The following is a 23,043-nucleotide window of genomic DNA, read 5'->3' as shown; positions in this document are numbered from 1 at the left end:
AACTTCTTTCTAGTCATTATTCATTTTCTGCAATTTGTTCAGGTAAATCACGAGTCACATATGTTCCAGCAATGAAATCGTGAATACTACGCTTATCTTGACGGAATGCAACCATTAGACCACTAATAATTAACAAAAGTCCAAATGATACAGTGTAAAGTATTCCAGCAACGACTGTTCGTAAAATCATCGCTCCAATTCCCAATTTCGAACCATCTAATTTCACGATACGAACACCACAAATACGTTTACCAACTGTAAAACCAAACCAAACGACTGGAATCACTAGCATATATAAAAGATTTCCAATTCCCAGAATCGTATCTTTTAATAATTGTTCTTGCGTGTACACAATGATATCCTCTAAATTAAATAACTCTACACTTGCACCAGGTAAGGGTATAAGTAAAAAGATAACGAAAAATGCGATGTTAATAAAGATACCATCAAGAATACTCGCCCCTAAGCGAATCCAAAATCCTGCTGGGTTTTGTGTCATTCTATAAACCTCCTATATTATCAAACTGTTCTTATTATACAAATTAATGGAATTGAATGCCACCATTTTTGCAAAATTAATTGTCAACATAAAATTAAATTAGGTTGACAATTAATCCTTTCCATTTTATTCTACTATAGAGCACTTACAAGGAGGTGATTATGATCAAACAGACATTTCAAACAAGACAAATTGTATACGTAGCTTTATTCGCCGCATTAATGACCATTGGTGCAAATGTCACATCGTTTCTCGTAATAGGTTCTGTACCTATTACTTTGCAACCGTTTTTTGCAATGTTGGCAGGAGCATTACTAGGAAAACGACTAGGATCTATTTCTATGATTGTTTACATTGTCGTAGGGTTAGTTGGTTTTCCTGTGTTTGCACAATTTAGAGGCGGATTTTCTACCTTTGTCAGTCCAACCTTTGGTTTTTTGCTATCATTTATTATTTTAGCGTTTGTAGCTGGATGGATCATTGAGAAGAGCAAAGAGAAGAATATTTCGACCTTTTTCATCGCGTGCTTTGTTGGTCTATTAATCAATTATTTACTCGGAACAAATTACATGTACGTGAATCTAAATTTGCTAGCAGACGGAGAAGCGGTCAGCTATGGAACCGTTTGGGCTTGGATGGCAGCCCCATTTGTAAAAGATTTTATCTTTACTTGCTTTGCAGCTATACTAGCGAAACGAGTCTATCATATGGTGCAATTATCAAATCCAACAAGTCGATCAAAAGCTGCTTAAAGCCCCAGGATTCGTAACATGACAACGAAAAAGGCGTTACATAAGCATAAAAGCTTGGATGAAGAGAGTTCTCTCATCATCCAAGCCTTTACTAATTCAGTCCGCTTACACTTCTTTCATATTCTAATCGGAATTTATTATCGATTTCAGTTATCCCCTAATTCAATGATGAACTTGCTTCAATTGAAAAGGATGAAATGAAAAATTCCTCCCCTTCACGTTCCATATCAACATGAACCGTTAAGTAATCTATCGCAGGGTAGCCTAACATGCCAAAATGGTGCTGCCCGTATGGACTATTTTCATCATAATATAGGACAGGTGCATTCTCTGCTATCACTTTTGCTTTGTTTCCTTCTATTGAAATGTTCAAATCCTCCTCGAGAATCATTCGAATCCCAGGATTAAATACAGTGCTTCGCAAAGTCGGGTAATAGTCAGCTTGACTTCTCTCATGTAAATATTCTTGGAGCTTACCATTGTACACGTATTTTCCAGTTTTAAATTCATATAATTCATCTAACAGCTGATCCATTCCTTCGTCAGTCATTAATGGAGCCAGCTTCTCATTTATATCGTTTTCTGTATGATAATGCTCATTAAAAAACACGCCATCTTCCTTAATATGGTGACCAAAGAGAACTCGAATTTGCTCAAAGAATTGATCAAATTGTTTTATGATAACCTCTTCCTGCATGGAGTTTGTTTGACACCCACATAATAAAAAACCGACCAACAACCATAAACATATTCTTCCTTTTTCCATTTCCTTCATTCCTTTAATGTCTCTCTTTATATAAACGAATGAAAGCATCATTTAGTTTCATATTTATTAAGAATATTGAGCAACAGCCTTTTAAAGTTACCACTAGCTCTCATGTTCTCCGGATAGTGCGTGCCTCCCAGAAGGGACTTTACTCTCTAATCACAAAAAAGCCTGTCGACTATCTCGCTTTTGCGAGACTTGCCGACAGGCTGGAACGCCCCTTTTAAAGAAGCGCTCTTCATTCTAAGCATGAATTATTCGAATGCCGCAATTTCCTCTTCTAGTAAGTCTAACATCGCTGCACCATCTTCACCAACACTGTCACGGAATTCATCACGAATTGGCAGTGCTAATTCACGGAAAGCTTCACGCTCTTCTTCCGTTAATGTAATAACCTCTGTTGGTGTTTCTGTATCATCAATAATTGAGTCTAAATAGCTTTCATTCATTCCAGCTTGCATGTCAAATACAATTGGTTGCATCTCTTCAACCGTCTCATCAATTAACGCACGAACGTTATCAGGTAATTCATTGTAAAAATCAGGGTTCACTGTTGTCATCGCCACATAGTTATTGTGGTTAGAAATCGTCATATGATCTTGAACCTCATGGAATGAAGCATCTTCAATAAAGAAGATAGGGTTTTCTTGTCCATCACGATTTCCACGATCAAGAGCTAAGTATAACTCACCCCAGCTTAACGGAGCTGGATCAGCACCATACGCTTCATAGGAACTCATAATTAATGGAGACTCTTGTGTACGCATTTGGAAACCATTAAAGTCGTCTGGTGTACGTAACTCACGGTTACCGGTCCATTGCATCGCACCTTCAGTGAAGAATGCCAGTGGCTTAATGCCTTGTGCTTCATACATTTCTGCTAAGTGAACATTTAATGCTTCACTCGTATTCAAAATTTCTTGTGTTACCTCTAAGTCATCTGGGAAAAGGAAATGAAGAGCGAACACTTGGCCCTCAGGAACCATTCCACCGGTAAAACCAGGTGAAACAATCGCAAACTCTACATCGCCCATTTGAAGTGACTCCACTTGGTCAACCTCTGTAGCTCCTCCAAATGCACCATATTCCCAAACATCCATTGTAATTTTTCCATCTGATTTTTCTTCTAAGAGATCAGCAAATTGCTGCGCATATTCATATTGAACTTGACCATCAACTTCTTCAGTTACGAAATCCCAGTGGTACGATTCTTCAATAGCTGCACCATCAGAACCTTCATCCGCAGGAGCTTCATCGCCATTCGTATCAGGATCTACTGGATCTTCTCCTAAATCGCCATCCGTATCTTCTCCTCCACACGCTGCTAATGCAACTGAAAGAGCACCTGCTACTGCAAAAGCTTTCCAACCTTTTTTCTTAAAAAACATCTAATTCCCCCTATAAAAATATAGTTTTATTTAAAAGAAATGATCTCCTATAGCAAAAATAGAGATATTTCTTCAAATAATATAATCAACACCGCTGCTATTAACAACATAATAATATACGGTGGTGTTCCTTTAATAACATCTAAGTATGATTTGTTAAATACAGCACTCGCTGTAAATATATCGACTCCAAATGGAGGAGTCGCAGAACCTAATGCCGCCTGGAATACAATGACAATTCCTAAATGAATAGGGTCGACACCAGCCGCAATGGCTGCTGGATAAAAGATCGGCGTCAAAATTAAAATAACGACAATCGGATCGACGAACATACACCCAACAAAGAAGAATATTGCGACAATTAATAGCACATATAAGGCCGACGGATCATTACCGAGAACCGTTTCTGACAACATTTGCGGTATACGTGCTCTCGCGATGACATAAGCGAAAGCTTGCCCTGCTGCTACTAATATAAATACCGCAGCTGTTACTAATCCAGTAGATAGTGCAATCTTTGAGATATCACGTATTTTTATCGTTTTAAAAATAAGTACTTCTAGAATAAGTGCATATAAAACCGAAACCCCAGCTGCTTCTGTCGGACTGAAGTAGCCTAAATAAATACCACCAATAATAATAACGGGGAAACCAAGTGGCAGGAGAGCTTTAACCGTAAATTTACCTCTCATTCGCCAAGGTAGCTTTTCTCCCAATGGGATATTAAATATTCTTGCGTGAATATAACTGTAAATCACAAACAAAGATAATACTAAAATTCCTGGACCAATCCCAGCGATAAATAGATCACCTAAAGATACACGTGGGGCAGATAAAGCATAGATGATCATACCAATACTTGGTGGTATTAAAAGTGCAACATCACTAGCATTGATAATTAAAGCAATCGCACTTGAATCCTTGTAACCAACCTTCAACAACCGTTCTCTCATAGGTCTACCGATTGCCACTACGGTAGCTTGGGTAGAACCTGAGATAGATCCAAATAACGTACATGTAGCCGCTGTCGTAATCGCATAGCCACCACGAATATGCCCAACAAATGCTCCAACAAAGTCTAGCAACCTTTTAGATGTCTTTCCGGAAGACATAATATCCGCAGCAAAAATAAACAACGGAACGGCTAGTAACTCAAAAGAAGAAATACCATTTATCATTTGTTGCGCTAAAAAGGAAGGATCTACAGGTAAGAAAAATAACACAGCAATGATCGACGCGACAAATATAGGAATCATCATTGGAAACCCCAAAAAAAGCAATATGATCATTACGATTAGCATAGTCGCTAGCATACATTGTTCCTCACAGTCTTTATAGATTCAGAATATTAAGAATAATCTTTCCGTTCCTGTGCTAAATATACATCTTTTTCTTTAATATTAATCCACATATTACGCATAAATTGAATGCTGCCAAAAACGAAGCCTATCGGTACAAAAAACGCAAAAATATAAGCAGGTAATTGCATGGCTGTAGTTACTCGACCAGACTCATACAACGCCTGAAAGTAGCTAAAGCTAAACCATGCTAAGACCAATAACGTCAATGCTGTTACAGCTGGTATAAAAATGGCTAATGCCTTTCTAATAGGGAAAGGAGCTAAATCATAGAAAGCAGACATACTAATGTGCCTTCCTTTCCTAGCTGCATAGCTAATCCCTAAAAAAGTAGCAATAATAACGGCAAAATTACTCACTTCCATTGAAAAAGCCCAGCTTGATCCTGTTATCGTTCGACTTAACATATTTCCAATAACCATAACGGCAATGGTTATAATGGCATAGCTAAGAATCCATTCTTCTATCTTAATCACCCATTGATCAAGCTTCTTCAGAACTCCCAAGAGCCTTTCTCCTCCTCTCTTCAAACGTCACCAACATAATGTAAACGTTTAAAGCAACGATATATATTATGATACAGAATTCACAAACTGCGCTCAAATGCGAAATATTGGCTTAACATCGGATAAGATTGCATATTGCTGTGTGAGACAAAGTCATACAACTGAGCTAAAAAGATACTCTTCTCAGCATCTAAATAATCCCAAATACTCCATATCAATATTGAAATATTTGGATATAACATTAAAACCACTAATTTATACTTTACTTTGAATCCCTCCTTCCTTCTATCTGGAGTCAACATACAAATACACGCCTTTATTCTATGTATGCGACTTCCTTCAAAAAAAGACAGGCAAATAAGACTGTGCTATAATAAAAACTTAATGAAATCTTGATGCTTCTATTATCTTTTTCTATAGTAAAACAATAGAAATATCCACATATTAATAATAAGAACCGACTTTATCAGATAGATGCGAAAGGACGTATATGCACTTATGGAAATATTCCAAAACTTCCCTTTGTGGGCTTCACTGTTTGCGATTGGGTTTGCCCAATTTGTGAAAGTTCCATTAAATTTCATTGCAACACGAAAAATCGAATGGTCATTATTAACGAGCACTGGTGGTATGCCAAGTTCGCATTCTGCAGCTGTTACATCGTTATCAACAGCGATTGCGCTCGAGTTCGGACTTGATTCATCGGTCTTTGCGATCGCTGCTGTTTTTGGAATTATTGTCATGTTTGATGCAACGGGAGTTAGACGACACGCAGGCTACCACGCCACTGTCATTAATCAGCTCGTAACTGATTTTAATAAACTATTGTCTGAAGTAAAAACGTGGCCGAAAAAGGAAGAGAATGAAAAAAGAAAAGAGCTTAAGGAACTATTAGGACATCAGCCAATTGAGGTTTTTTTCGGAGCATTACTTGGTATTATTCTCACACTCGCCTTACACGCGATCGTACATTAAAAAACGCACTGACTTTTTTATCAAAAAAAGAGTGAGGTACGGTATATTATAGTCGTATCTCACTCTTTTTCATTTAAAATTCCATTTGGTTACGAAATACTTGAACCGTTTCCTCTTCATTCATATCAATTAATTCTTCTTCTGATAGCTGTCCTTCGCCTTTCTTTACTAAATAGACGTCCACTTCCTTCTTCCCCCATTGATCATACACATCGCTAACAGTCTCATAGTAAAGATCAATTTTATTCCCTCTAATAGCAGAGCCAGTATCTGCTACAACTCCATACCCATAACCTGGGATGAACAAAATGGTTCCAATCGGATAAATACTTGTATCTGCTGCAATCGTTGAATAAAGGTCTCTCTTCACTCGTACACCAGAATACGTAATGCCATAGCTCGGATGATCAGGGTTTTTCCCTGTCGATTCATACCCTGCTGTATATCCAGTTGCTACAACACGATTTGAAGGATATTGTGACCAGTCTATCGCGTCTTCCAAAGAAACAGGATCTGACTCCACAACCTCTTGAGACATTGCCTTCTCGCTCGTTGACAAAAAAGGTAAAGATCTTAATGATAAGGACGACCGTTTTTCACCACTGTCTCTTGCTGTATGTAATTCTTCATCTTGAGAATTTTTCACTTGTTCGTAAATCCATCGTTGCAGCTCAGCCGCACTCACATTGGAGAAGGTTTCAAACGTCGTCAATAATGCTGTCATAAATAGCACAAACACAACTAAATTTCGACTTAACGTTTTGATAAGCACCAATCGATTTCACTCCTCTCATGAAATCATCATCCCCAGAAGTAAAATGATTTATACGTAAAAATCGAAATTTGACATGCGCTTTTCCATATAAGTGCTCTTAGGGTATGCTGAAATCCACAGGCGTAGCCAGTTAGTTCAGTGCCCTCATCTCAGGAGTTGTCGTTTTCGCTTTGGATTTCAGACGGATCTTCAGCACAAAAAAGAGTACAGCAAAGTTTCCTTTACCATACCCTTTCTGCTAAAACATCTGATAGCCACGAACACGAAGCATTTTAATCACTACACCTGAAATAATCGCTCCAGCAAAACCACTTAACAAAATAATCAAATCGACAGGCTGCAAAGAAAACACGCTTTCCCCAATAGACGAAAACGCCACCGCAGGCTGTGTAACATACTCAACTAAACGAGCATCATTTACAATCCATATAATCACAAGAGGATAAATAAATGCCATGATCCATGTTGAGCGTAAAATCATATTTAACAAAAAACCTATCCCAAAAAAGAGAACTAGGAATAGCACAATTGAAATAATTAATTGTGGTATACTCACCCATTGCACCCCCAATAGTACCTGTTATAATTTAATCAACATTTAAAATGACAGTCAATAACATACGTTATGAACAAATTGTTACATTAAGAAAAACTGCGCAGCAGTCTTTTCTTAATTGCGTTGCGCGGAGCCGTTACAACGGTTTTTAGTTATTCTGAAAGTGGGGTTCTTTCAGAATAACGTGTAACGCGCGAAGCTAACGCTCTTCTTTGAATGGTCCCACTAGCTTCTTCGATTCTTCTCACATTTCCTTCCTCGAACTTTATAAATTCTTAGCTTTTAAGAAAAACTACCTAACAAGCTTTTGAAACGAGCAACGCCACCCTACTGGTGTTAAAAAAATGGCGTAAAAGGGAGTACCTCTTACGCCATTTTTATCACATTTTATTACATAGGATTCTTACCGCGCTTTAGGACAAGTCCCGGTCCACCTAATAAAAATAAATAACGATTATCAATCATCTTTTTCATGAAATTAGCAGTTGATCCAAATAACTTTTTCGATCCTACGACTCCAATTGCTTCTTTCCCACCTAATGAAGCAACAGTCCCTTTAATCTCTGGAGTAAATGATTGTAATGAACCTCCATCCATCAATGCTTTTATATTGCTTGCACAGGTTTCAGCCATTTGCATCGCAATTTGAGCAGTTGGAGGATACGGCCGATTAATTTCTTCATTAATAATTAGCGCACAATCACCAATGACGAATACATCTTCATGACCTGGTGCACGTAAATCTGGTTCGACTTTTATACGACCACGCATTGCTTCAAAGCCAGATTTTTCGATAATCGAGCTGCCTCGAACTCCAGTTGCCCAAACGACCGTCTCGGCTTTAATTTCATCACCACTTGCAAGAATGACGCCAGCCTCTGTCACTTCCTTAATTGGGCAGTTGATCTTGAATTCAACTCCACGGCTCTCCAGTAAGTTCATTGCATATTCAACAAGCTCTGGATCAAAACCAGGAAGTGCTGTTGGCGCTGCCTCAATCACATACATTTTTACTTTTTCTTGTGGAATATCGTATGTTTTGCAAAGCTCTGGAACGCGCTCAGAAAGTTCACCAATAAATTCAATACCAGTGAATCCAGCTCCTGCAACGATAAATGTTAACAACTCGTCCTTCTTTTCAGATAAATTGTTATACTTAGCAAATTGATATTCAATATGCTCCTTTACTTCACGAACACCGTTTACTGTCCATTTGCAATAAGCATACTCATGAACACCCGGAACACCAAATGTCTCTGCTTCAGAACCTAATCCAACAACAAGGTAATCATATTCTAATTCACCTTGCTTTAAAACAACTTTCTTCTCTTCCCGTTTAATTTCTACAACTTCATCTTTTACAAAGTTAATCTTATTTAAATCAAGAACGCTATCAATTGGCATACGAGTACGATCAGCTGATAATGTACCTGCTGCTGGTTCGTGTAACCATGTCGTTTGGTAATGGTAATCATGCTTATTAACTAGTGTAATATTAGCATCATGACCTACCTTCTTTGATAAACGAGCTGCCGTTATCATACCACCATATCCGGCACCTAAAAGGACAATATTGGGCTTCTTCAACAAAATCACTTCCGCTTTCTGTATAGATTTTCATAGAAAATTGCAACGAACTTTTTGTGAATAATTTCACGAATAGAAACAAAGAAATAGTTTGTCAGATAATCTCGCAAAGAATTCACTCAACACAGTACTATAATATGCGTTTTCTTGACATATTTCAACTACTTTTTAAACATTTCAATAAATACCATGACGTATCTTCTTATATTTTACCTACTCTTAATGTAAGCGAACACAATGAGGAATATTCATAAGAAGGTTCCCCTTACTTTCTTTCTTTTTGTTTCTATTTGTGCATATAATAATTCATATGAATACTCGGAGGTGACCGAACATGTCAGATTCAACAAATATGTATGATATTACAATTATCGGAGGAGGACCTACTGGGCTCTTCGCTGCTTTTTATGGTGGAATGAGACAAGCAAAAGTCAAAATAATTGAAAGTATGCCACAACTAGGGGGACAATTATCTGCCCTCTATCCTGAAAAGTATATTTACGATGTTGCTGGTTTTCCAAAGGTTCGTGCCCAAGAGCTAGTTGACCGCCTTGCTGAACAAGCAAGTCAATTTAACCCCACGATTGTTTTAGAGCAGTCTGTACAAGAATTGATTAAACAAGAAGATGAATCTTATATTATCCAAACAGATAAAGATACTCATTTTACCAAAGCTGTTATCATTACAGCAGGTGCTGGTGCCTTTCAGCCTAGACGGTTAGAAGTAGAAGGCGCCAGTAATTACGAAGGAAAGAATTTACACTATTTCATTCAAGATTTGAGTGCTTTCGCAGGGAAGCGCGTAATCGTATGTGGGGAGGGGATTCCGCAGTCGACTGGTCATTAATGCTTGAACCGATTGCAAAGGAAGTTACTCTTATCCACCGCCGTGACAAATTCCGTGCTCATGAGCACAGCCTCGACTTGTTAAAGAAATCAAACGTGAAAATCTTAACACCGTTCCAAATTCAAGAGTTAATTGGGAATGGAGAGGCGATTAATCAAGTCAAACTCGCTGAGATCAAAGGGAGTCAGACACACACAATAGATGTCGATTCTGTCATTGTTAATTTCGGCTTTGTTTCTTCTCTTGGCCCAATCAAAAAATGGGGCCTGGACATTGAGCGAAATGCTATCAAGGTAAATACTAAAATGGAAACAAACCTTCCTGGTATTTATGCTGCAGGTGATGTTTGTACATACGAAGGTAAGGTTAAGTTAATTGCAACTGGCTTTGGAGAGGCTCCTACTGCGATTAACAACGCCAAAACATACATCGATCCGACTGCAAAAGTATTCCCTGGACATAGCACAAGCCTTTTTTAAAAGCATTCGTGGATGATCGTTATATGGAGCATCTGGGAATCGACTTTGCCCTTGATTAATCTTATATATAAAGAGAAAACGTGGCTACCTCTATAGATAGCCACGTTTTCACGTAGTATTAACATTCCTCTGGTGTTCCAGCATTAGTTGCTGTTCTGAATGATGAGCCACAGCCACAATTGGCAATCGCATTTGGATTATCAATTGTGAATCCGCCCCCCATCATATTTTGCTTATAATCGACGACTACGTCTTTCACTATAGGAATACTGTCCTTATCAATTAACACATCTAATCCATCAATGTGAAATTGTTCATCATCTTCCGTTTTTTGATTGTCAAAACCCATACCATATGAAAGACCACTACAGCCCCCACCTTTTACTCCAAAACGGAGCATAAGAGTGTCATCACCTTCTGCTTCTTTCATACTTAAGATTTGACTCACGGCGGATTCCGTTATTTTAATCATAACATCCCTCCTCCTAACACTATTTCTATTATACGTCATTTACTCCTTACCACTCAAGGAAGACGACTTCATTTTATGGAACAACATCAATGATTGTTTAACTGAGAAGTTGTATTGGTAATCATCATTAGTTCATTATGCGTATGATCTAATTTTTGACTGTATTGTAGGACAATAGGGTGATTCATTCCATATTCTTTCGCAGCATCAATCATCTTATAACGTAGGTCCTCTATTTTCTTAAAATAGGCTTCATGGCTTACATTACACATCCCTATCACCTCTCTCCAAATACTGATTCTTCAGCTACCTTTAGTTTACAAAACTAACAGTTAGAACGCAATAATTACCAATACGATTCCATATTTTTACGAACAATTATGTTACAATGTGGAATAGATGTCTTCCTTTCATTCACTTCAAACTAATAGTATAATAGAAAATAGAGCTTTCTAAACGTCAATGATATATCAATTATTTCGACATTGAGAGGGTGTAGCCCTCTTTTTCTGCATAAGTTTCTTAATTAATTTAATATGGAATTAGCATTAAAGGCTAAGGAAATGGGGGAACGAATATATGAGCATCATGTTAACTGACACAAAACTAGAAGCAATTGCTGAGAAAGTACATAACCAGGTTCGTTTAAGTATGGAAGATGGTTTGTACCTATTTGAATCACCTGACCTCCTTGGTATCGCACAACTAGCCAACCAAGTGAACATAAAGAAAAATGGTCAAAGTGTTTATTTCATTGAAAATATGTACATTAACCCAACAAATGTATGCGAAGCGAACTGTGGCTTTTGTGGCTTCAAACGAAAGCCAGGACAGGAAGGCGCCTATACGATGGATGAAGCAGCATTATTAGAGTATGTTGAACAACGCTGGAACGATAACATTCGTGAATTCCACATCGTTGGTGGCCATAACAATGAACTTCCCTTTGATTACTATCTAGACACGATACGCACATTGAAAAAGCATTATCCACACGTAACAGTAAAGGCATATACCGGTGCTGAAATTGAATTTTTCTCTAGAATATCAGGATTAACAATGAAGGAAGTTTTAGAAGAATTAATGAAAGCTGGACTTGATACACTCCCTGGCGGCGGTGCAGAAATCTTAACGGAACGATACCGTGCTAAGATGAGCCCTGAGAAGGCATCAACTGATCAATGGCTTGAAGCACATGAAATTGCTCATGGACTTGGATTACAGACACATGCTACTATGCTCTATGGTTCAATTGAATCAATGGAAGAGCGTCTTATTCATATGGATCGTCTGCGTCAACTTCAAGATCGCACGAACGGCTTTATGGTCTTTATACCATTAGCGATGCAGCCCCGCAGTGTAAAAGCTGGCTTAAAACGCCGTACTAGTGCGTTTGATGACATGCGTACACTCGCGATAAGTCGTCTGATGCTTGATAATTTCGACCATATTAAAGCATATTGGATTAATATCGGTGTTCAATTAACGCAAATGGCATTAACATTCGGTTCAAGTGATATTCATGGAACTTTAATTGAAGAGCGCATCTCTCACTCGGTTGGTGCTCTAACCTCTCAAGGAATTACACGTGAAGAACTGATATATCTTATAAAGAGCGCAGGCAAAACGCCTGTTGAACGAGATACATTCTATAACGTTATTAAAGAATATTAACCTAAGAAAAGACCGCAGTAGCAAGGGCACTGAAAAAGTTTGGTTTTTAACTTTTTCGGTATCCTCCAGTAGCGGTCTTTTCTTATTAGCGTTGTGTGGAGCCGTACAACTGGGTTAAGTTTTTTTGAAAGCGGGGTTCTGTCAGAAAAACGCGTAACGAGCGATACCAACGCCACACGAATTCGTCTACACCTTCTTTTCTCTATCCACTGGTGAAAAAACATCAGGAGCGCACAAAAAAAAGGGAATCCTCCTGCCCCTAAATCAGGAAAAGCCTGCTTCCTGAGAAGAAAAAGGAATCCTCATTCCGCTATTTGAGCTAAACAAGGTCAAAAGAAGAAATAAAACTCGAAATAGAGGAATGAGGAGACCGTAATAACAGTAAAAAGGGACATACAAAGTGAATAGAGGAACGAGGAACACATGTCAGACGAGGTCACCTGCCTCGTCGTCGTACTCCGCTCTTTCATAAGGCCACTGAAAAAGTTTCGTTTTAACTTTTTCAGTGGCCTTCTCTCTCTTCTCTCAGAGCATGAAAGAGCGCACGCCAATAAGGAATCCCCCTGCCGATATTGCAGCAAAAATGAAACAGAGGAGTGAGGAACCGCATACAGCACATGACCTTTCTACGACCACGCCCTCTATCCCTCCACTGTCCCTGGGAACGATTCATCTTGGAAACCACTTATAAATTCTTATTCATTACTTACGTTTAAATATCCCTTCACAAATTACTTCTGCTCCACCTGTCATGAGTACATCACCATCCTCATTCCAAGTAATGCGTAAGTCTCCCCCTAATAAGTGGACAACAACCTCTTCCCCTTTATGACAATATCCATTAAGTACAGAAGCAACAACAGCTGCACACGCTCCAGTTCCACACGCTTGTGTAATCCCAGACCCTCTTTCCCAAACTCGAAAATGAAGCTCATGTTCAGAAACAACTTCAACAAATTCAACATTTACCCAATCAGGAAAGCGTTCATCCTTCTCCATTAAAGGACCAACTGTCGAAACAGGAGCTTGATCAATATCGTCAACATACATAACTGCATGGGGGTTTCCCATTGAAACAGCCGTTACATCTACAGTTTCTTCACCTACTAAAAATGGTTCAGCTACTACCTGTTCAATCGGTTCTCCAAGCATCGGAATACGTTCCCGGTGCAAAATCGGTTTGCCCATGTTAATGGTGACATTTGTGACACGTTCTGCTTCCACATGTACTTCTGCTTCCACAAGTCCTGCTAGTGTCTCAATGGTAAAGGTCTCCTCTGTCACATAATCGTTCTCATAAGCAAACTTTGCCACACACCTTAACCCGTTTCCACAATTTTTTGCTTCAGAGCCATCGTTATTAAATATCCTCATTTTAACTGGAGCTTGTTCTGATGGAGCTACTAAAATCAATCCATCAGAGCCAATTCCCTTATTTTTATCAGCCACTTCAATCGCAAGCTTTGGTAGTTCCTCTTCATTTAATGACTGCTTAAACACATCAACATAAACATAACTGTTTCCAAGTCCATGCATCTTTGTAAATTGCATATCTGTTACCCCTTTCGCAATGGCTTGTCTGTCCAAAAATAATCATCATCAGCCTCTAGTATCGTCATAACTCCATGACAGCAGGGCATGATTAGCCTTGTTTTAATTCCTTCGTGCGCTCGTTGAAACTCTGCTTTCTTCATATTGGTTCTCACTTGTTCTTCATGACAAAATGGACATGATTGGAAATAAATATCTCCCATCATCATCTCATATGGCCACGTATGAGTAAAAGGAATCATCTCCATTTTTTATCTCTCCTCATTTTCCCACTTCATTAGAACATCGGATTCTCTTCCAAATATTCATAGATGTGATCGACAAGCTCTTCATTGGTTTCTCCGGTAATATATTCACCATTTACCAGTGCAAAAGGAGCAAGTGCACATTGACCACAATGATTCAAACATCCATATTCAATAATATCTAAGTTAGGATCCTTCTCTAGCATTTCCATCGCTTCCTGAGAGCCACTTGCTAAATTGCTTAAACAAAATTCAATAATTGGTCGCATACTTTCACCTCATTTGATCTAACATTTATGCTACTCTCGCTCATGGGAGAAGTCAATTAAGTTTATCTTTTTTCACAATACACACAATAATCAAAAAGTTCACCAATTTGTTGTTATTTTATCTCAAATTGATATAATCAAACTGACAATATCATTAAGTAAAGGTAATCCTTTAAATGCAATCGTTTGCAATTTTCTTACTTTCACTTTCATGTCAAAGGAGACTCTTATGCAGAAATTAATTATTCTCGGTGGTGGATATGGTGGAATGCGAATTATCCAACGCTTACTTCCTGACTTACCAGACAATATTGAAATTATATTAGTTGATCGACTTCCCTATCACTGTCTTAAGACAGAATACTATGCACTTGCTGCCGGTACAGCGGCTGATCACAACCTACGTGTTGCTTTTCCTGATGATCAACGTGTTTCTATTCGCTATGGAACAGTCACTTCTATTCAGCTTCAAGACAAACAGATTCAATTCAAGGACGAAAGTGTACTGACGTATGACAAACTGGTCATTGGTCTGGGTTGTGAAGATAAATATCACAATGTTCCCGGTGCAAAGGAATTTACTCATAGTATTCAGTCTATGGACGCAACTCGTAAGACATACGAAACGATCAATAATGTTAAACCAAATGGAATTATTTCGATTGTCGGTGCAGGTTTAAGTGGAGTAGAATTAGCAAGTGAATTACGTGAAAGCAGACCCGATTTAACGATTAAATTATTTGATCGTGGTGAAATTATCCTTTCCATGTTTCCACGAAAATTAAGCACATATGTTCAAGATTGGTTTATTGAACACGGCGTTGAAGTTATAAATAAATCAAACATTACAAAAGTTGAGGAAGATGGTTTATATAACCATGATGAGAAAATAAAGAGTGATGCGATTATTTGGACAGCAGGCGTTCAACCTGTTGAAGTCGTTCGTAATCTAGATGTCGAAAAAGATGCACATGATAGAATTATTCTAACTCCACAGCATTTTCTGCCGACAGATGAAGACGTATTTGTTGTAGGTGATTGCGCTAGCTTACCTCATGCTCCGAGCGCGCAGCTTGCTGAAGGACAAGGCGAGCAAATTGTCACGATATTAAAGAAACAATGGAATAATGAACCACTACCTGAACAGTTACCAAAAATTAAGCTCAAAGGGGTTTTAGGCTCTTTAGGAAAAAAACACGGTTTCGGATTGATGGGAGAGCGTACATTACTTGGGCGAGTACCACGTGTGTTAAAGAGTGGCGTTCTATGGATGTATAAATATCATTCTGGCTCATAGGACTTATTTTTACATCCTAATAATAAAAATGAAATAGTTGGCTCTATTCTAAAAAAACAAGCAGATTCATGGATTTTTTTTCGTTAGACCTTTATAATAAAGAGTATAGAAAGGAGTTGTTTCATATGGCAACAAGTACTGAAATGACAGAACAAGTGAAAGAAGTATTAGATAAGCTTCGTCCATTCTTATTACGAGATGGTGGAGATGTTGAGCTTGTTGACGTAGAAGATGGTATTGTTAAAGTACGTCTTCTTGGTGCTTGCGGCTCTTGCCCAAGTTCAACCATTACGTTGAAGGCAGGTATTGAACGCGCTCTTCTTGAGGAAGTACCGGGAGTAAAAGAAATCGAGCAAGTATTCTAATCATAGACAAAGACCTTTTTCGTCTTGGTTGGTGTGATGCTACCTTCAATTGATGAGTAAAAGGAGCCCAATGTTCATTCATTGGCTCCTTTTTTTCATGAAAATATGATAACTAACATTGCACCTTACTCTTATTCTTATCTACATAATGAATTGATTATAGAGTAATTCAGCCGATTCATACGTCGCAAAAATCGCATCATCTTCTTCGATTGGATGATAGAAATCATATAATAACAATGAAAGCATTTCAGGATTTTCTGGATCTCTTGCAATCGTCGCTTCTTGTATCGTGGAAACGGAAGGGGTATGTGGATTCTGATAAATAACATACACTTGTTGACCTTCTACTAGATCATTTAAAGACAACATAGCGGGCATCCTCCTTTTTTCTATAGAATGCCCGCTTTCATATCCATTATTCACTGACGTGCAAGGACTCCCGTTGCACTTCAATACCAGCAACTGCTGGTTGCATCACTTGCACTTCTAATGATGGGAATGTTCGTTGAAGCTGTTCTTTTAACTCTTCTCCACGATTCATCGGCGCTAAACATAGCATCGTAGGACCAGCGCCACTCAATGCGACTCCATAAGCAATCGTTTCTTGTTGAACAACTCGTATGACTTCCTCCATATGAGGTACGAGTGCGAGTCGATAAGGGTGGTGAAACAAATCTTCTGTCATCATCTTTCCTGCAAGTTGCCAATTTCCTTGTAGTAATGCAGCAATAAGTACGTTCGCTACACTACTCGCGCGTACAGCGCTTTTATAGGTGAGGTCAGTTGGTAGAACCCCTCGTGCCTTCTTCGTCTTCAATTCCTCTGAAGGAACGAGTAAAACAAGATCTACTTCAGGAATCCCCCCATAAATGACATCGGTAGCTTCCTCAGTATGTGTGCCAATAACAAGTCCCCCATAAACAGAAGCTGCTACATTATCTGGGTGCCCCTCCCACAAAGATGAGTAACGCACCTTCTCCTCTAACGTTAAAGGTTCTCCTAGTAACTGATTAGCTAGCTCAACTCCAGCTACAATCGCTGCTGCACTACTTCCTAAGCCACGCGCTAACGGAATATCACTAATCATATTTACTTTACATGTTGGTAATACCCCACCTAATTCCTTTGCAACATGTAAGGCTACTTCACAAATTAAGTTATCTTCTCCACTCGGAACGTCTTCAAGTCCAGGTGAGGACGATGTAAACAACCATGAATTCGCTCGTTGAACTTCTAGTGTTAAGTAACGATTAACCGCAAGTCCTACCGAATCAAATCCCGGTCCTAAGTTCGCTGAGCTTCCCGGAACCTTTATCATAAAAGGCTCTTGGCTCATGATGATACACCACCCTTAAGATGGGAAAGGAATGCTTCACGATCATTCGGTAATAATGTTGGCTTAACCGAAACTGTGTCAATCGCCGTATTCGGATCTTTTAACCCATTCCCTGTTAAGACACATACTACACTTGAACCTTTTTTAATTTCACCTGACTTAATTTGTTTGATCAAACCAGCAATTGACGCGCAAGACGCAGGCTCTGCAAATACACCTTCACGCTGCGCTAACAGCTGATACGCCTCAAGAATTTCTTCATCTGTTACATAATCAATCTTACCATTAGACTCCTCTGCTGCTGCTACTGCTTGATTCCAGCTTGCTGGATTTCCAATTCGAATTGCCGTCGCAACCGTTTCTGGCTCTGCAATCACTTCATTGCGAACGATAGCAGCAGCACCTTCCGCTTCGAATCCACGCATTTCTGGTAAGCCTGTTCCTTTTTGCTCATCGTACTCCTTAAACCCTTTCCAATAAGCAGTAATGTTGCCTGCGTTCCCAACTGGAATTGCTAATACATCCGGCGCTTTTCCTAACACATCACACACTTCAAATGCTGCCGTCTTTTGTCCTTCAATCCGATATGGATTGACTGAATTTACAAGAGTAATAGGTTCTGTCTTACTAATTTCACGAACAATATCAAGAGCATTATCAAAGTTACCTTGAATTTCAAGAACTTCAGCTCCGTACATAACAGCTTGAGCAAGCTTCCCTAATGCAATCTTCCCTTCAGGAATAACAACGATACATCTTAATCCAGCTCTTGCACCATATGCAGCCGCTGCAGCTGATGTATTCCCTGTTGACGCACAAATAATCGCTTCGCTGCCTTCTTCCTTTGCTTTGGCAACCGCCATAACCATTCCACGGTCTTTAAACGATCCCGTTGGGTTTGCTCCTTCATATTTCACATGCACATCAACCCCCCACTCCTTCGACAAGTGGATAAGTGGTACAAGTGGTGTATTCCCCTCTTGTAATGTTAATAATGGTGTCTCTTCATTTACTGGTAAAAAATCTTTGTACTCTTGAAGTAATCCCTTCCAACGACTCATGATTTATTTTCCTCCCTCAACACGATAGCAGCTTTCAATCGATTCAATGACATCAAGCTCAGATAGTTTTTTGTAAAGCTTTAAATAATTTTCTTTGTTTGTATGGTGTGTGATTACAATCACTTCAGCTACTTCTTCACCTTCAATTGGTAATTGCAACAGCTTCTCGAAGCTGACATCATAACTAGCAAATAAGCTCGTAACAGCTTGAAATGTACCCGCTTTATCAATCACACGTAAGCGTAAGAAATACTTTGAGTCAATTTCCTTATCTTCCTTTAACGTTCGCTTATGCAACGGTTCTTGAATCGCATTGCCACAAACACCTAAGCGCATGTTCTTCATAACGGAGACTAAATCAGATACAACAGCAGTTGCTGTTGGCAATGATCCTGCTCCAGGTCCATAAAACATCGTTTCACCAACCGCTTCACCATATACATAAACCGCATTGTACTCATTATGCACTGAAGATAGTGGATGCTGCTTCGGCAATAGAGTCGGTTCTACACTTACTTCAACACGGCCATCATCACGCTGCGCTAAACCTATTAACTTCATAGTATACCCAAGTTGATCACAGTAATCTAGGTCTTCTTCTGTAACAGATGAAATTCCTTTTACACTAACATCATCAAGACTTACATCCATCGAAAATCCAAGCGTAGCTAAAATCGCCATTTTCCTTGCTGCATCAAGACCTTCGACGTCTGCTGTCGGGTCACTTTCAGCAAACCCAAGCTCCTGAGCCTTTTTTAATACATCATCATACGAGCTTCCATTCTGAGACATTTTCGTTAGAATGTAATTTGTCGTTCCATTTACAATACCCATAATTTTCTTAATGCGATCAGCCGATAGCCCATCACTCAAACCACGAATAATTGGAATACCACCTGCCACACTCGCTTCATAGTATAGGTCACAATGATTCTCCGCAGCTACACGTAATAGTTCCGCACCGTGTACGGCCATTAAATCTTTGTTAGCGGTGACAACATGCTTTCCATTTTGCAGCGCCTTGAGCACATGCTCTCTTGTCGTATCGACTCCACCCATTACTTCTATAATAACATCAATTTCTTGATCGAATAGTACATCTTCAATTTGATCCGTCATCATATTTGAGTCAATATGGACAGGCCTTTGTTTATTTAGATTACGTACAGCTACTTTTTTCACTGTTACAGGACAACCGACTTGATGACGTAACTCATCTTGGTGCCTTTGAATAATCGAAACCACACCTGAACCTACTGTACCTAATCCAATTAAACCAACACGCACTTCTGCTGCCATTCTGTTACACTCCTTCTCGCCACTCTATATTGTATTCCTAAAATGCACAAATGTTTATCTATAAAGGACATTATAGACCTCTTTTTACGGAACTACAATAGACAAATTCGATAAAATTAGAAAAATTTCGAGAAGGCGCTTTCTTTATTTTAAATGATTCGATATGACAAGTAAATAAATAGCGAACGAGCACCTCAAAAGAGGATTTAGAAAGAAAGATATTCGTATAAATTTTCCTAAACAACAAAAAGGACCACCAAAGTATTTAGTGGTCTAAATCACATCATTTGTTTCTCATGACCTTTAACCTAACCATTCAAGCGTAGGAATAGTTAACGCTGCCTCTGATCTTGATTGTAAGAAGTAGACTGCAAAATCCTTTAAGAATTGTTCGTTACTTCCCTCATTCATTAACATTTGCATGAGCTGTTGTCCTCTTTGCATTCGTTCCTCTTTCACCTGAGCCGAATAAAATAATTCAACTGCTTCAAAATAATGAAGCGGGAATAATAGGCGGGCATACAACAATCGTCTTGAATAACTTGATAATAAGTCTACATGCTCATATCCCGACAAAAATTCATTTGCTTTTTCCCATGGGAATGTTTCGTTTCGAAGTCGTTGATCACGTAGCCATTCGGCTATATCGCGACAAGGGTGATCATATAACCACTCCGTTGGCCGTTTCACAATCGTCCCATCTTCTGAAATCGTCATCCATGTTCGTTCTGAGAAATGGCGATGAGCAATAGTCGGTGTTTCCTGGTCACGACTCGGATCATCAAGCGTAGCATCAACAGCGTACTGAATCGCATTTTCAGTCAAACCCATGAAATAAGGATACGTATATAAAAATGCCTCATCGACCTCTGATTGAGGGCCTGAATAAAGAATTTGTTGATACCAGCCTTCTAATTGCTCTAGCCTAGCCTCCCAAAGCTTAGGCCATTGGCCAAAAAATTCATTGTTTTTCGAATATGAGAGTCTCTTTCCATAGTGATGCAGTTGAGCTAAGTGGGCACCTCTTTCCTTTTCTGATTGAATCCGTACGACTGAGGAAGAGCGTTCATTAGGCAACGGACTAACATAAACCTCTTGTCCTTCTACTAACGCAATTCGTTTATTGTACTTTGTCATTAATGGCTCAAGAACAGAAAAATCTCCAAGTGAGCGAACATAATTCGTAAAATCGAGCATTTCTTTTTCACTAATTAAACATTCTTCTTTCGGAAAAAGTAAGTACGATTGATTCCCCGTATAAAATCCATCATAGCCTTTTAATGAGAATCGCCCCTCGCAATAAATTCCATAAGCATCATATATCGTACGTTCAAACATCAACACCCCTCCTATTCTAGGCATTCCTTTTTTCAGTCTATGCCTAGTGTGAATAAATTGTGTATGTGCACAGTAGACTAAACATACTTCTTCTGTCACAATGAACAATGATGGCTGCTATATGTCTTTTCTTTACTAGCGTACAGCCGTACCATCAACATTAGGCTTTATTCATCCAAACATGTAACGAATGAAGCCGAAGCTCTAACCGAATAAGCTTTCGTCTCCCATGATTTTGACTTCTAGAATTTTTTACTTTTTAACTTACAAGAAGAACGAGGTGTACAAATGACTAACAGACAAATGGACGTCGTAGAGAAAAAGGCGCGGGAATTACTTAATGCACGAGGCGTAACATTAGATGATATCGCAGAACTCGTGTACTACTTACAAGCAAAATACCATCCTGACTTGAAAATGGCAGACTGTAAAGAGAATGTAGACCGAGTTCTACGTAAACGGGAAGTACAAAATGCCGTTCTTACCGGTATTCAGCTTGATATTTTGGCCGAACAAAAGAAGCTAGAAGAACCACTTCAAGACATTATCGATAGAGACGAGGGGCTATATGGTGTTGATGAAATCATTGCTCTATCAATCGTTAATGTGTATGGTTCTATAGGCTTTACAAACTATGGTTATATTGATAAACAAAAGCCAGGTATTTTAGAACACTTAAATGATAAAAGCTCAGGGAAGTGTCATACATTTTTAGATGATATTGTTGGAGCCATAGCAGCGGCAGCATCAAGTAGGCTTGCACACAGTGCAGCCAATACCGAATAGAAAAGCGCGATATCCTAAACAAAAGAACCGCACATCCTAAAATAGGACACGCGGTTCTTTTCATGAGGTTATGATTTCACGATATTCCACTCAGATAATGAATCGATCTCAAAAGTAGGCGACTCGTCATATGTTGCAACCTGTTCTTTTGTTGAAACACCTGTATAAACAAGCAACGTATCCATTTGTGTACGAATACCGGCTAAGATATCTGTATGATAATTATCACCCACCATGATGGTCTCTTTATGCGTTAAACCCATGACATCTAACGCTTGCTCGACAATGACGGCTTCTGGCTTCCCAATAAACGTTGGTGTAACTCCTGTACTAACTGACAACACCGATATTAGTGAACCAGCTCCTGGTACAAGTCCTCTCTCTGTCGGTAACGCTACATCCCCGTTGGTCGCAATAAACGTTGCTCCAGCACGTATATTCAATGCTGCTTTTGCCAGCTTTTCATACGTAATCTGTCGATCGAGCCCCATGACAACGATGTCTGCTCCTTCTTCTACTAGTTCATGGCCTTCTTCAAGCAATGCTAATTTAAGCCCTTCTTCACCAACCATACAAACCTTTGCTTTGTTTTTAATTTGACTAATATATGTTGCGGTTGCCATACTTGTTGTAAATACATGCTTTTCATCAGCTGGCACATCCATTTCGCGCAAGTGCTTCGCAACATCGGATGGAGGCTTAGTCGAATTATTTGTGACAAACAAATAAGGAATCTCTTGCTGTTTTAGTTCCTTCACAAATTCAATGGCTTCCGGGATCTTTTCACTACCTCGATACATCGTTCCATCTAAGTCAATTAAATAGCCTTTGTATGCTTTTGTCATATTATTAACCTCTC

25 protein-coding genes and 1 pseudogene are annotated in these 23,043 nt (G+C 39.0%); 7 read left to right on the top strand and 19 right to left on the bottom strand.

Features of this window, described 5'->3' with window-relative positions; all coding sequences use genetic code 11:
- Positions 1-16 precede the first annotated feature (16 nt).
- Positions 17-499, bottom strand: coding sequence for an RDD family protein (locus tag JCM9152_RS07810; protein WP_035342871.1), 483 nt, complete (start codon positions 497-499; stop codon positions 17-19).
- Positions 500-660: 161 nt separating this feature from the next.
- On the opposite strand from JCM9152_RS07810, the gene JCM9152_RS07805 reads away from it, so the two are divergent.
- Positions 661-1,251 (top strand): biotin transporter BioY, encoded by a 591-nt coding sequence (locus tag JCM9152_RS07805; protein WP_035342869.1) that lies wholly within the window; start codon positions 661-663, stop codon positions 1,249-1,251.
- A gap of 157 nt (positions 1,252-1,408) precedes the next feature.
- Here JCM9152_RS07805 and JCM9152_RS07800 read toward each other — a convergent pair whose 3' ends face one another.
- From JCM9152_RS07800 to JCM9152_RS07785, 4 genes are all read right to left on the bottom strand, one after another.
- Complete coding sequence (locus tag JCM9152_RS07800; RefSeq protein WP_148296453.1) at positions 1,409-2,017, bottom strand: hypothetical protein; 609 nt, start codon at positions 2,015-2,017, stop codon at positions 1,409-1,411.
- A gap of 254 nt (positions 2,018-2,271) precedes the next feature.
- Positions 2,272-3,405 (bottom strand): TRAP transporter substrate-binding protein DctP, encoded by a 1,134-nt coding sequence (gene dctP, locus JCM9152_RS07795; RefSeq protein ID WP_035342865.1) that lies wholly within the window; start codon positions 3,403-3,405, stop codon positions 2,272-2,274.
- Positions 3,406-3,452: 47 nt separating this feature from the next.
- On the bottom strand, positions 3,453-4,718 hold the full coding sequence (locus JCM9152_RS07790; RefSeq protein ID WP_035342863.1) for a TRAP transporter large permease: 1,266 nt from the start codon (positions 4,716-4,718) through the stop codon (positions 3,453-3,455).
- A 35-nt stretch (positions 4,719-4,753) separates the two neighbouring features.
- A complete protein-coding gene (locus tag JCM9152_RS07785) occupies positions 4,754-5,269 on the bottom strand; it encodes a TRAP transporter small permease (RefSeq protein WP_035342861.1) in 516 nt (171 codons plus the stop codon).
- Positions 5,270-5,767: 498 nt separating this feature from the next.
- Between JCM9152_RS07785 and JCM9152_RS07780 the strand changes: the two genes are divergently transcribed.
- Entirely contained in the window at positions 5,768-6,244 is a 477-nt protein-coding gene (locus tag JCM9152_RS07780; RefSeq protein WP_035342859.1) for a divergent PAP2 family protein, read from the top strand.
- Positions 6,245-6,317: 73 nt separating this feature from the next.
- On the opposite strand, the gene spsC is transcribed toward JCM9152_RS07780, so the two are convergent.
- From spsC to JCM9152_RS07765, 3 genes are all read right to left on the bottom strand, one after another.
- Positions 6,318-7,019 carry a stationary phase survival protein SpsC gene (spsC, locus tag JCM9152_RS07775; RefSeq protein ID WP_035342857.1) on the bottom strand — a complete coding sequence of 234 codons (702 nt, stop codon included), beginning with the start codon at positions 7,017-7,019 and terminating at the stop codon, positions 6,318-6,320.
- Between the two features lie 238 nt (positions 7,020-7,257).
- Complete coding sequence (locus tag JCM9152_RS07770; protein ID WP_035342855.1) at positions 7,258-7,575, bottom strand: YuiB family protein; 318 nt, start codon at positions 7,573-7,575, stop codon at positions 7,258-7,260.
- Positions 7,576-7,965: 390 nt separating this feature from the next.
- Positions 7,966-9,162, bottom strand: coding sequence for an NAD(P)/FAD-dependent oxidoreductase (locus JCM9152_RS07765; RefSeq protein WP_035342853.1), 1,197 nt, complete (start codon positions 9,160-9,162; stop codon positions 7,966-7,968).
- 334 nt (positions 9,163-9,496) lie between these two features.
- Between JCM9152_RS07765 and JCM9152_RS07760 the strand changes: the two are divergent.
- Positions 9,497-10,488 (top strand): annotated as a pseudogene (locus JCM9152_RS07760) (NAD(P)/FAD-dependent oxidoreductase).
- 118 nt (positions 10,489-10,606) lie between these two features.
- Here JCM9152_RS07760 and JCM9152_RS07755 read toward each other — a convergent pair.
- Both JCM9152_RS07755 and JCM9152_RS07750 read right to left on the bottom strand, forming a co-directional pair.
- On the bottom strand, positions 10,607-10,960 hold the full coding sequence (locus JCM9152_RS07755) for a HesB/IscA family protein (protein WP_035342851.1): 354 nt from the start codon (positions 10,958-10,960) through the stop codon (positions 10,607-10,609).
- 86 nt (positions 10,961-11,046) lie between these two features.
- On the bottom strand, positions 11,047-11,232 hold the full coding sequence (locus JCM9152_RS07750) for an aspartyl-phosphate phosphatase Spo0E family protein (protein ID WP_035342849.1): 186 nt from the start codon (positions 11,230-11,232) through the stop codon (positions 11,047-11,049).
- A 307-nt stretch (positions 11,233-11,539) separates the two neighbouring features.
- Here JCM9152_RS07750 and mqnE point away from each other — a divergent pair, with 307 nt between their 5' ends.
- Complete coding sequence (gene mqnE / locus JCM9152_RS07745; RefSeq protein ID WP_035342846.1) at positions 11,540-12,634, top strand: aminofutalosine synthase MqnE; 1,095 nt, start codon at positions 11,540-11,542, stop codon at positions 12,632-12,634.
- A 702-nt stretch (positions 12,635-13,336) separates the two neighbouring features.
- On the opposite strand, the gene dapF is transcribed toward mqnE, so the two are convergent.
- The 3 genes from dapF to JCM9152_RS07730 are packed head-to-tail and all read right to left on the bottom strand — an operon-like array spanning position 13,337 to position 14,699.
- On the bottom strand, positions 13,337-14,185 hold the full coding sequence (dapF, locus tag JCM9152_RS07740; protein WP_035342844.1) for a diaminopimelate epimerase: 849 nt from the start codon (positions 14,183-14,185) through the stop codon (positions 13,337-13,339).
- A 5-nt stretch (positions 14,186-14,190) separates the two neighbouring features.
- Entirely contained in the window at positions 14,191-14,433 is a 243-nt protein-coding gene (locus JCM9152_RS07735) for a hypothetical protein (protein ID WP_035342843.1), read from the bottom strand.
- A 29-nt stretch (positions 14,434-14,462) separates the two neighbouring features.
- Positions 14,463-14,699 (bottom strand): YuzB family protein, encoded by a 237-nt coding sequence (locus JCM9152_RS07730; RefSeq protein WP_035342841.1) that lies wholly within the window; start codon positions 14,697-14,699, stop codon positions 14,463-14,465.
- Between the two features lie 229 nt (positions 14,700-14,928).
- On the opposite strand from JCM9152_RS07730, the gene JCM9152_RS07725 reads away from it, so the two are divergent.
- Both JCM9152_RS07725 and JCM9152_RS07720 read left to right on the top strand, forming a co-directional pair.
- Positions 14,929-15,996, top strand: coding sequence for an NAD(P)/FAD-dependent oxidoreductase (locus JCM9152_RS07725; protein WP_035342839.1), 1,068 nt, complete (start codon positions 14,929-14,931; stop codon positions 15,994-15,996).
- Positions 15,997-16,121: 125 nt separating this feature from the next.
- Positions 16,122-16,361 carry a NifU family protein gene (locus tag JCM9152_RS07720; RefSeq protein WP_035342837.1) on the top strand — a complete coding sequence of 80 codons (240 nt, stop codon included), beginning with the start codon at positions 16,122-16,124 and terminating at the stop codon, positions 16,359-16,361.
- Positions 16,362-16,502: 141 nt separating this feature from the next.
- Here the strand turns inward: JCM9152_RS07720 and JCM9152_RS07715 are convergent, their stop codons facing one another.
- The 5 genes from JCM9152_RS07715 to yutH form a co-directional block, all read right to left on the bottom strand.
- Complete coding sequence (locus tag JCM9152_RS07715) at positions 16,503-16,733, bottom strand: transcriptional regulator SplA domain-containing protein (RefSeq protein WP_035342836.1); 231 nt, start codon at positions 16,731-16,733, stop codon at positions 16,503-16,505.
- A 46-nt stretch (positions 16,734-16,779) separates the two neighbouring features.
- The gene (gene thrB / locus JCM9152_RS07710; protein ID WP_035342834.1) at positions 16,780-17,700 is read right to left on the bottom strand and encodes a homoserine kinase; all 921 of its coding nucleotides are present in this window, start codon (positions 17,698-17,700) and stop codon (positions 16,780-16,782) included.
- A complete protein-coding gene (gene thrC, locus JCM9152_RS07705) occupies positions 17,697-18,761 on the bottom strand; it encodes a threonine synthase (RefSeq protein ID WP_035342832.1) in 1,065 nt (354 codons plus the stop codon). The genes thrB and thrC overlap by 4 nt, the downstream gene beginning before the upstream one ends.
- 3 nt (positions 18,762-18,764) lie before the next feature.
- The gene (locus JCM9152_RS07700; RefSeq protein ID WP_035342830.1) at positions 18,765-20,060 is read right to left on the bottom strand and encodes a homoserine dehydrogenase; all 1,296 of its coding nucleotides are present in this window, start codon (positions 20,058-20,060) and stop codon (positions 18,765-18,767) included.
- Between the two features lie 303 nt (positions 20,061-20,363).
- Positions 20,364-21,398: a spore coat putative kinase YutH gene (gene yutH, locus JCM9152_RS07695; RefSeq protein ID WP_035342828.1), complete on the bottom strand. Its 1,035-nt coding sequence runs from the start codon at positions 21,396-21,398 to the stop codon at positions 20,364-20,366.
- 288 nt (positions 21,399-21,686) lie between these two features.
- Between yutH and JCM9152_RS07690 the strand changes: the two genes are divergently transcribed.
- Entirely contained in the window at positions 21,687-22,184 is a 498-nt protein-coding gene (locus tag JCM9152_RS07690; protein WP_035342826.1) for a phosphatidylglycerophosphatase A family protein, read from the top strand.
- Between the two features lie 68 nt (positions 22,185-22,252).
- Here JCM9152_RS07690 and JCM9152_RS07685 read toward each other — a convergent pair whose 3' ends face one another.
- Positions 22,253-23,029: a TIGR01457 family HAD-type hydrolase gene (locus JCM9152_RS07685; protein WP_035342824.1), complete on the bottom strand. Its 777-nt coding sequence runs from the start codon at positions 23,027-23,029 to the stop codon at positions 22,253-22,255.
- Positions 23,030-23,043 lie beyond the last annotated feature (14 nt).

The sequence above is a fragment of the Halalkalibacter hemicellulosilyticusJCM 9152 genome (assembly GCF_000513115.1).
GTDB lineage: Bacteria > Bacillota > Bacilli > Bacillales > Bacillaceae_D > Halalkalibacter > Halalkalibacter hemicellulosilyticus.
This window is presented reverse-complemented; position numbering and strand designations above follow the sequence as displayed.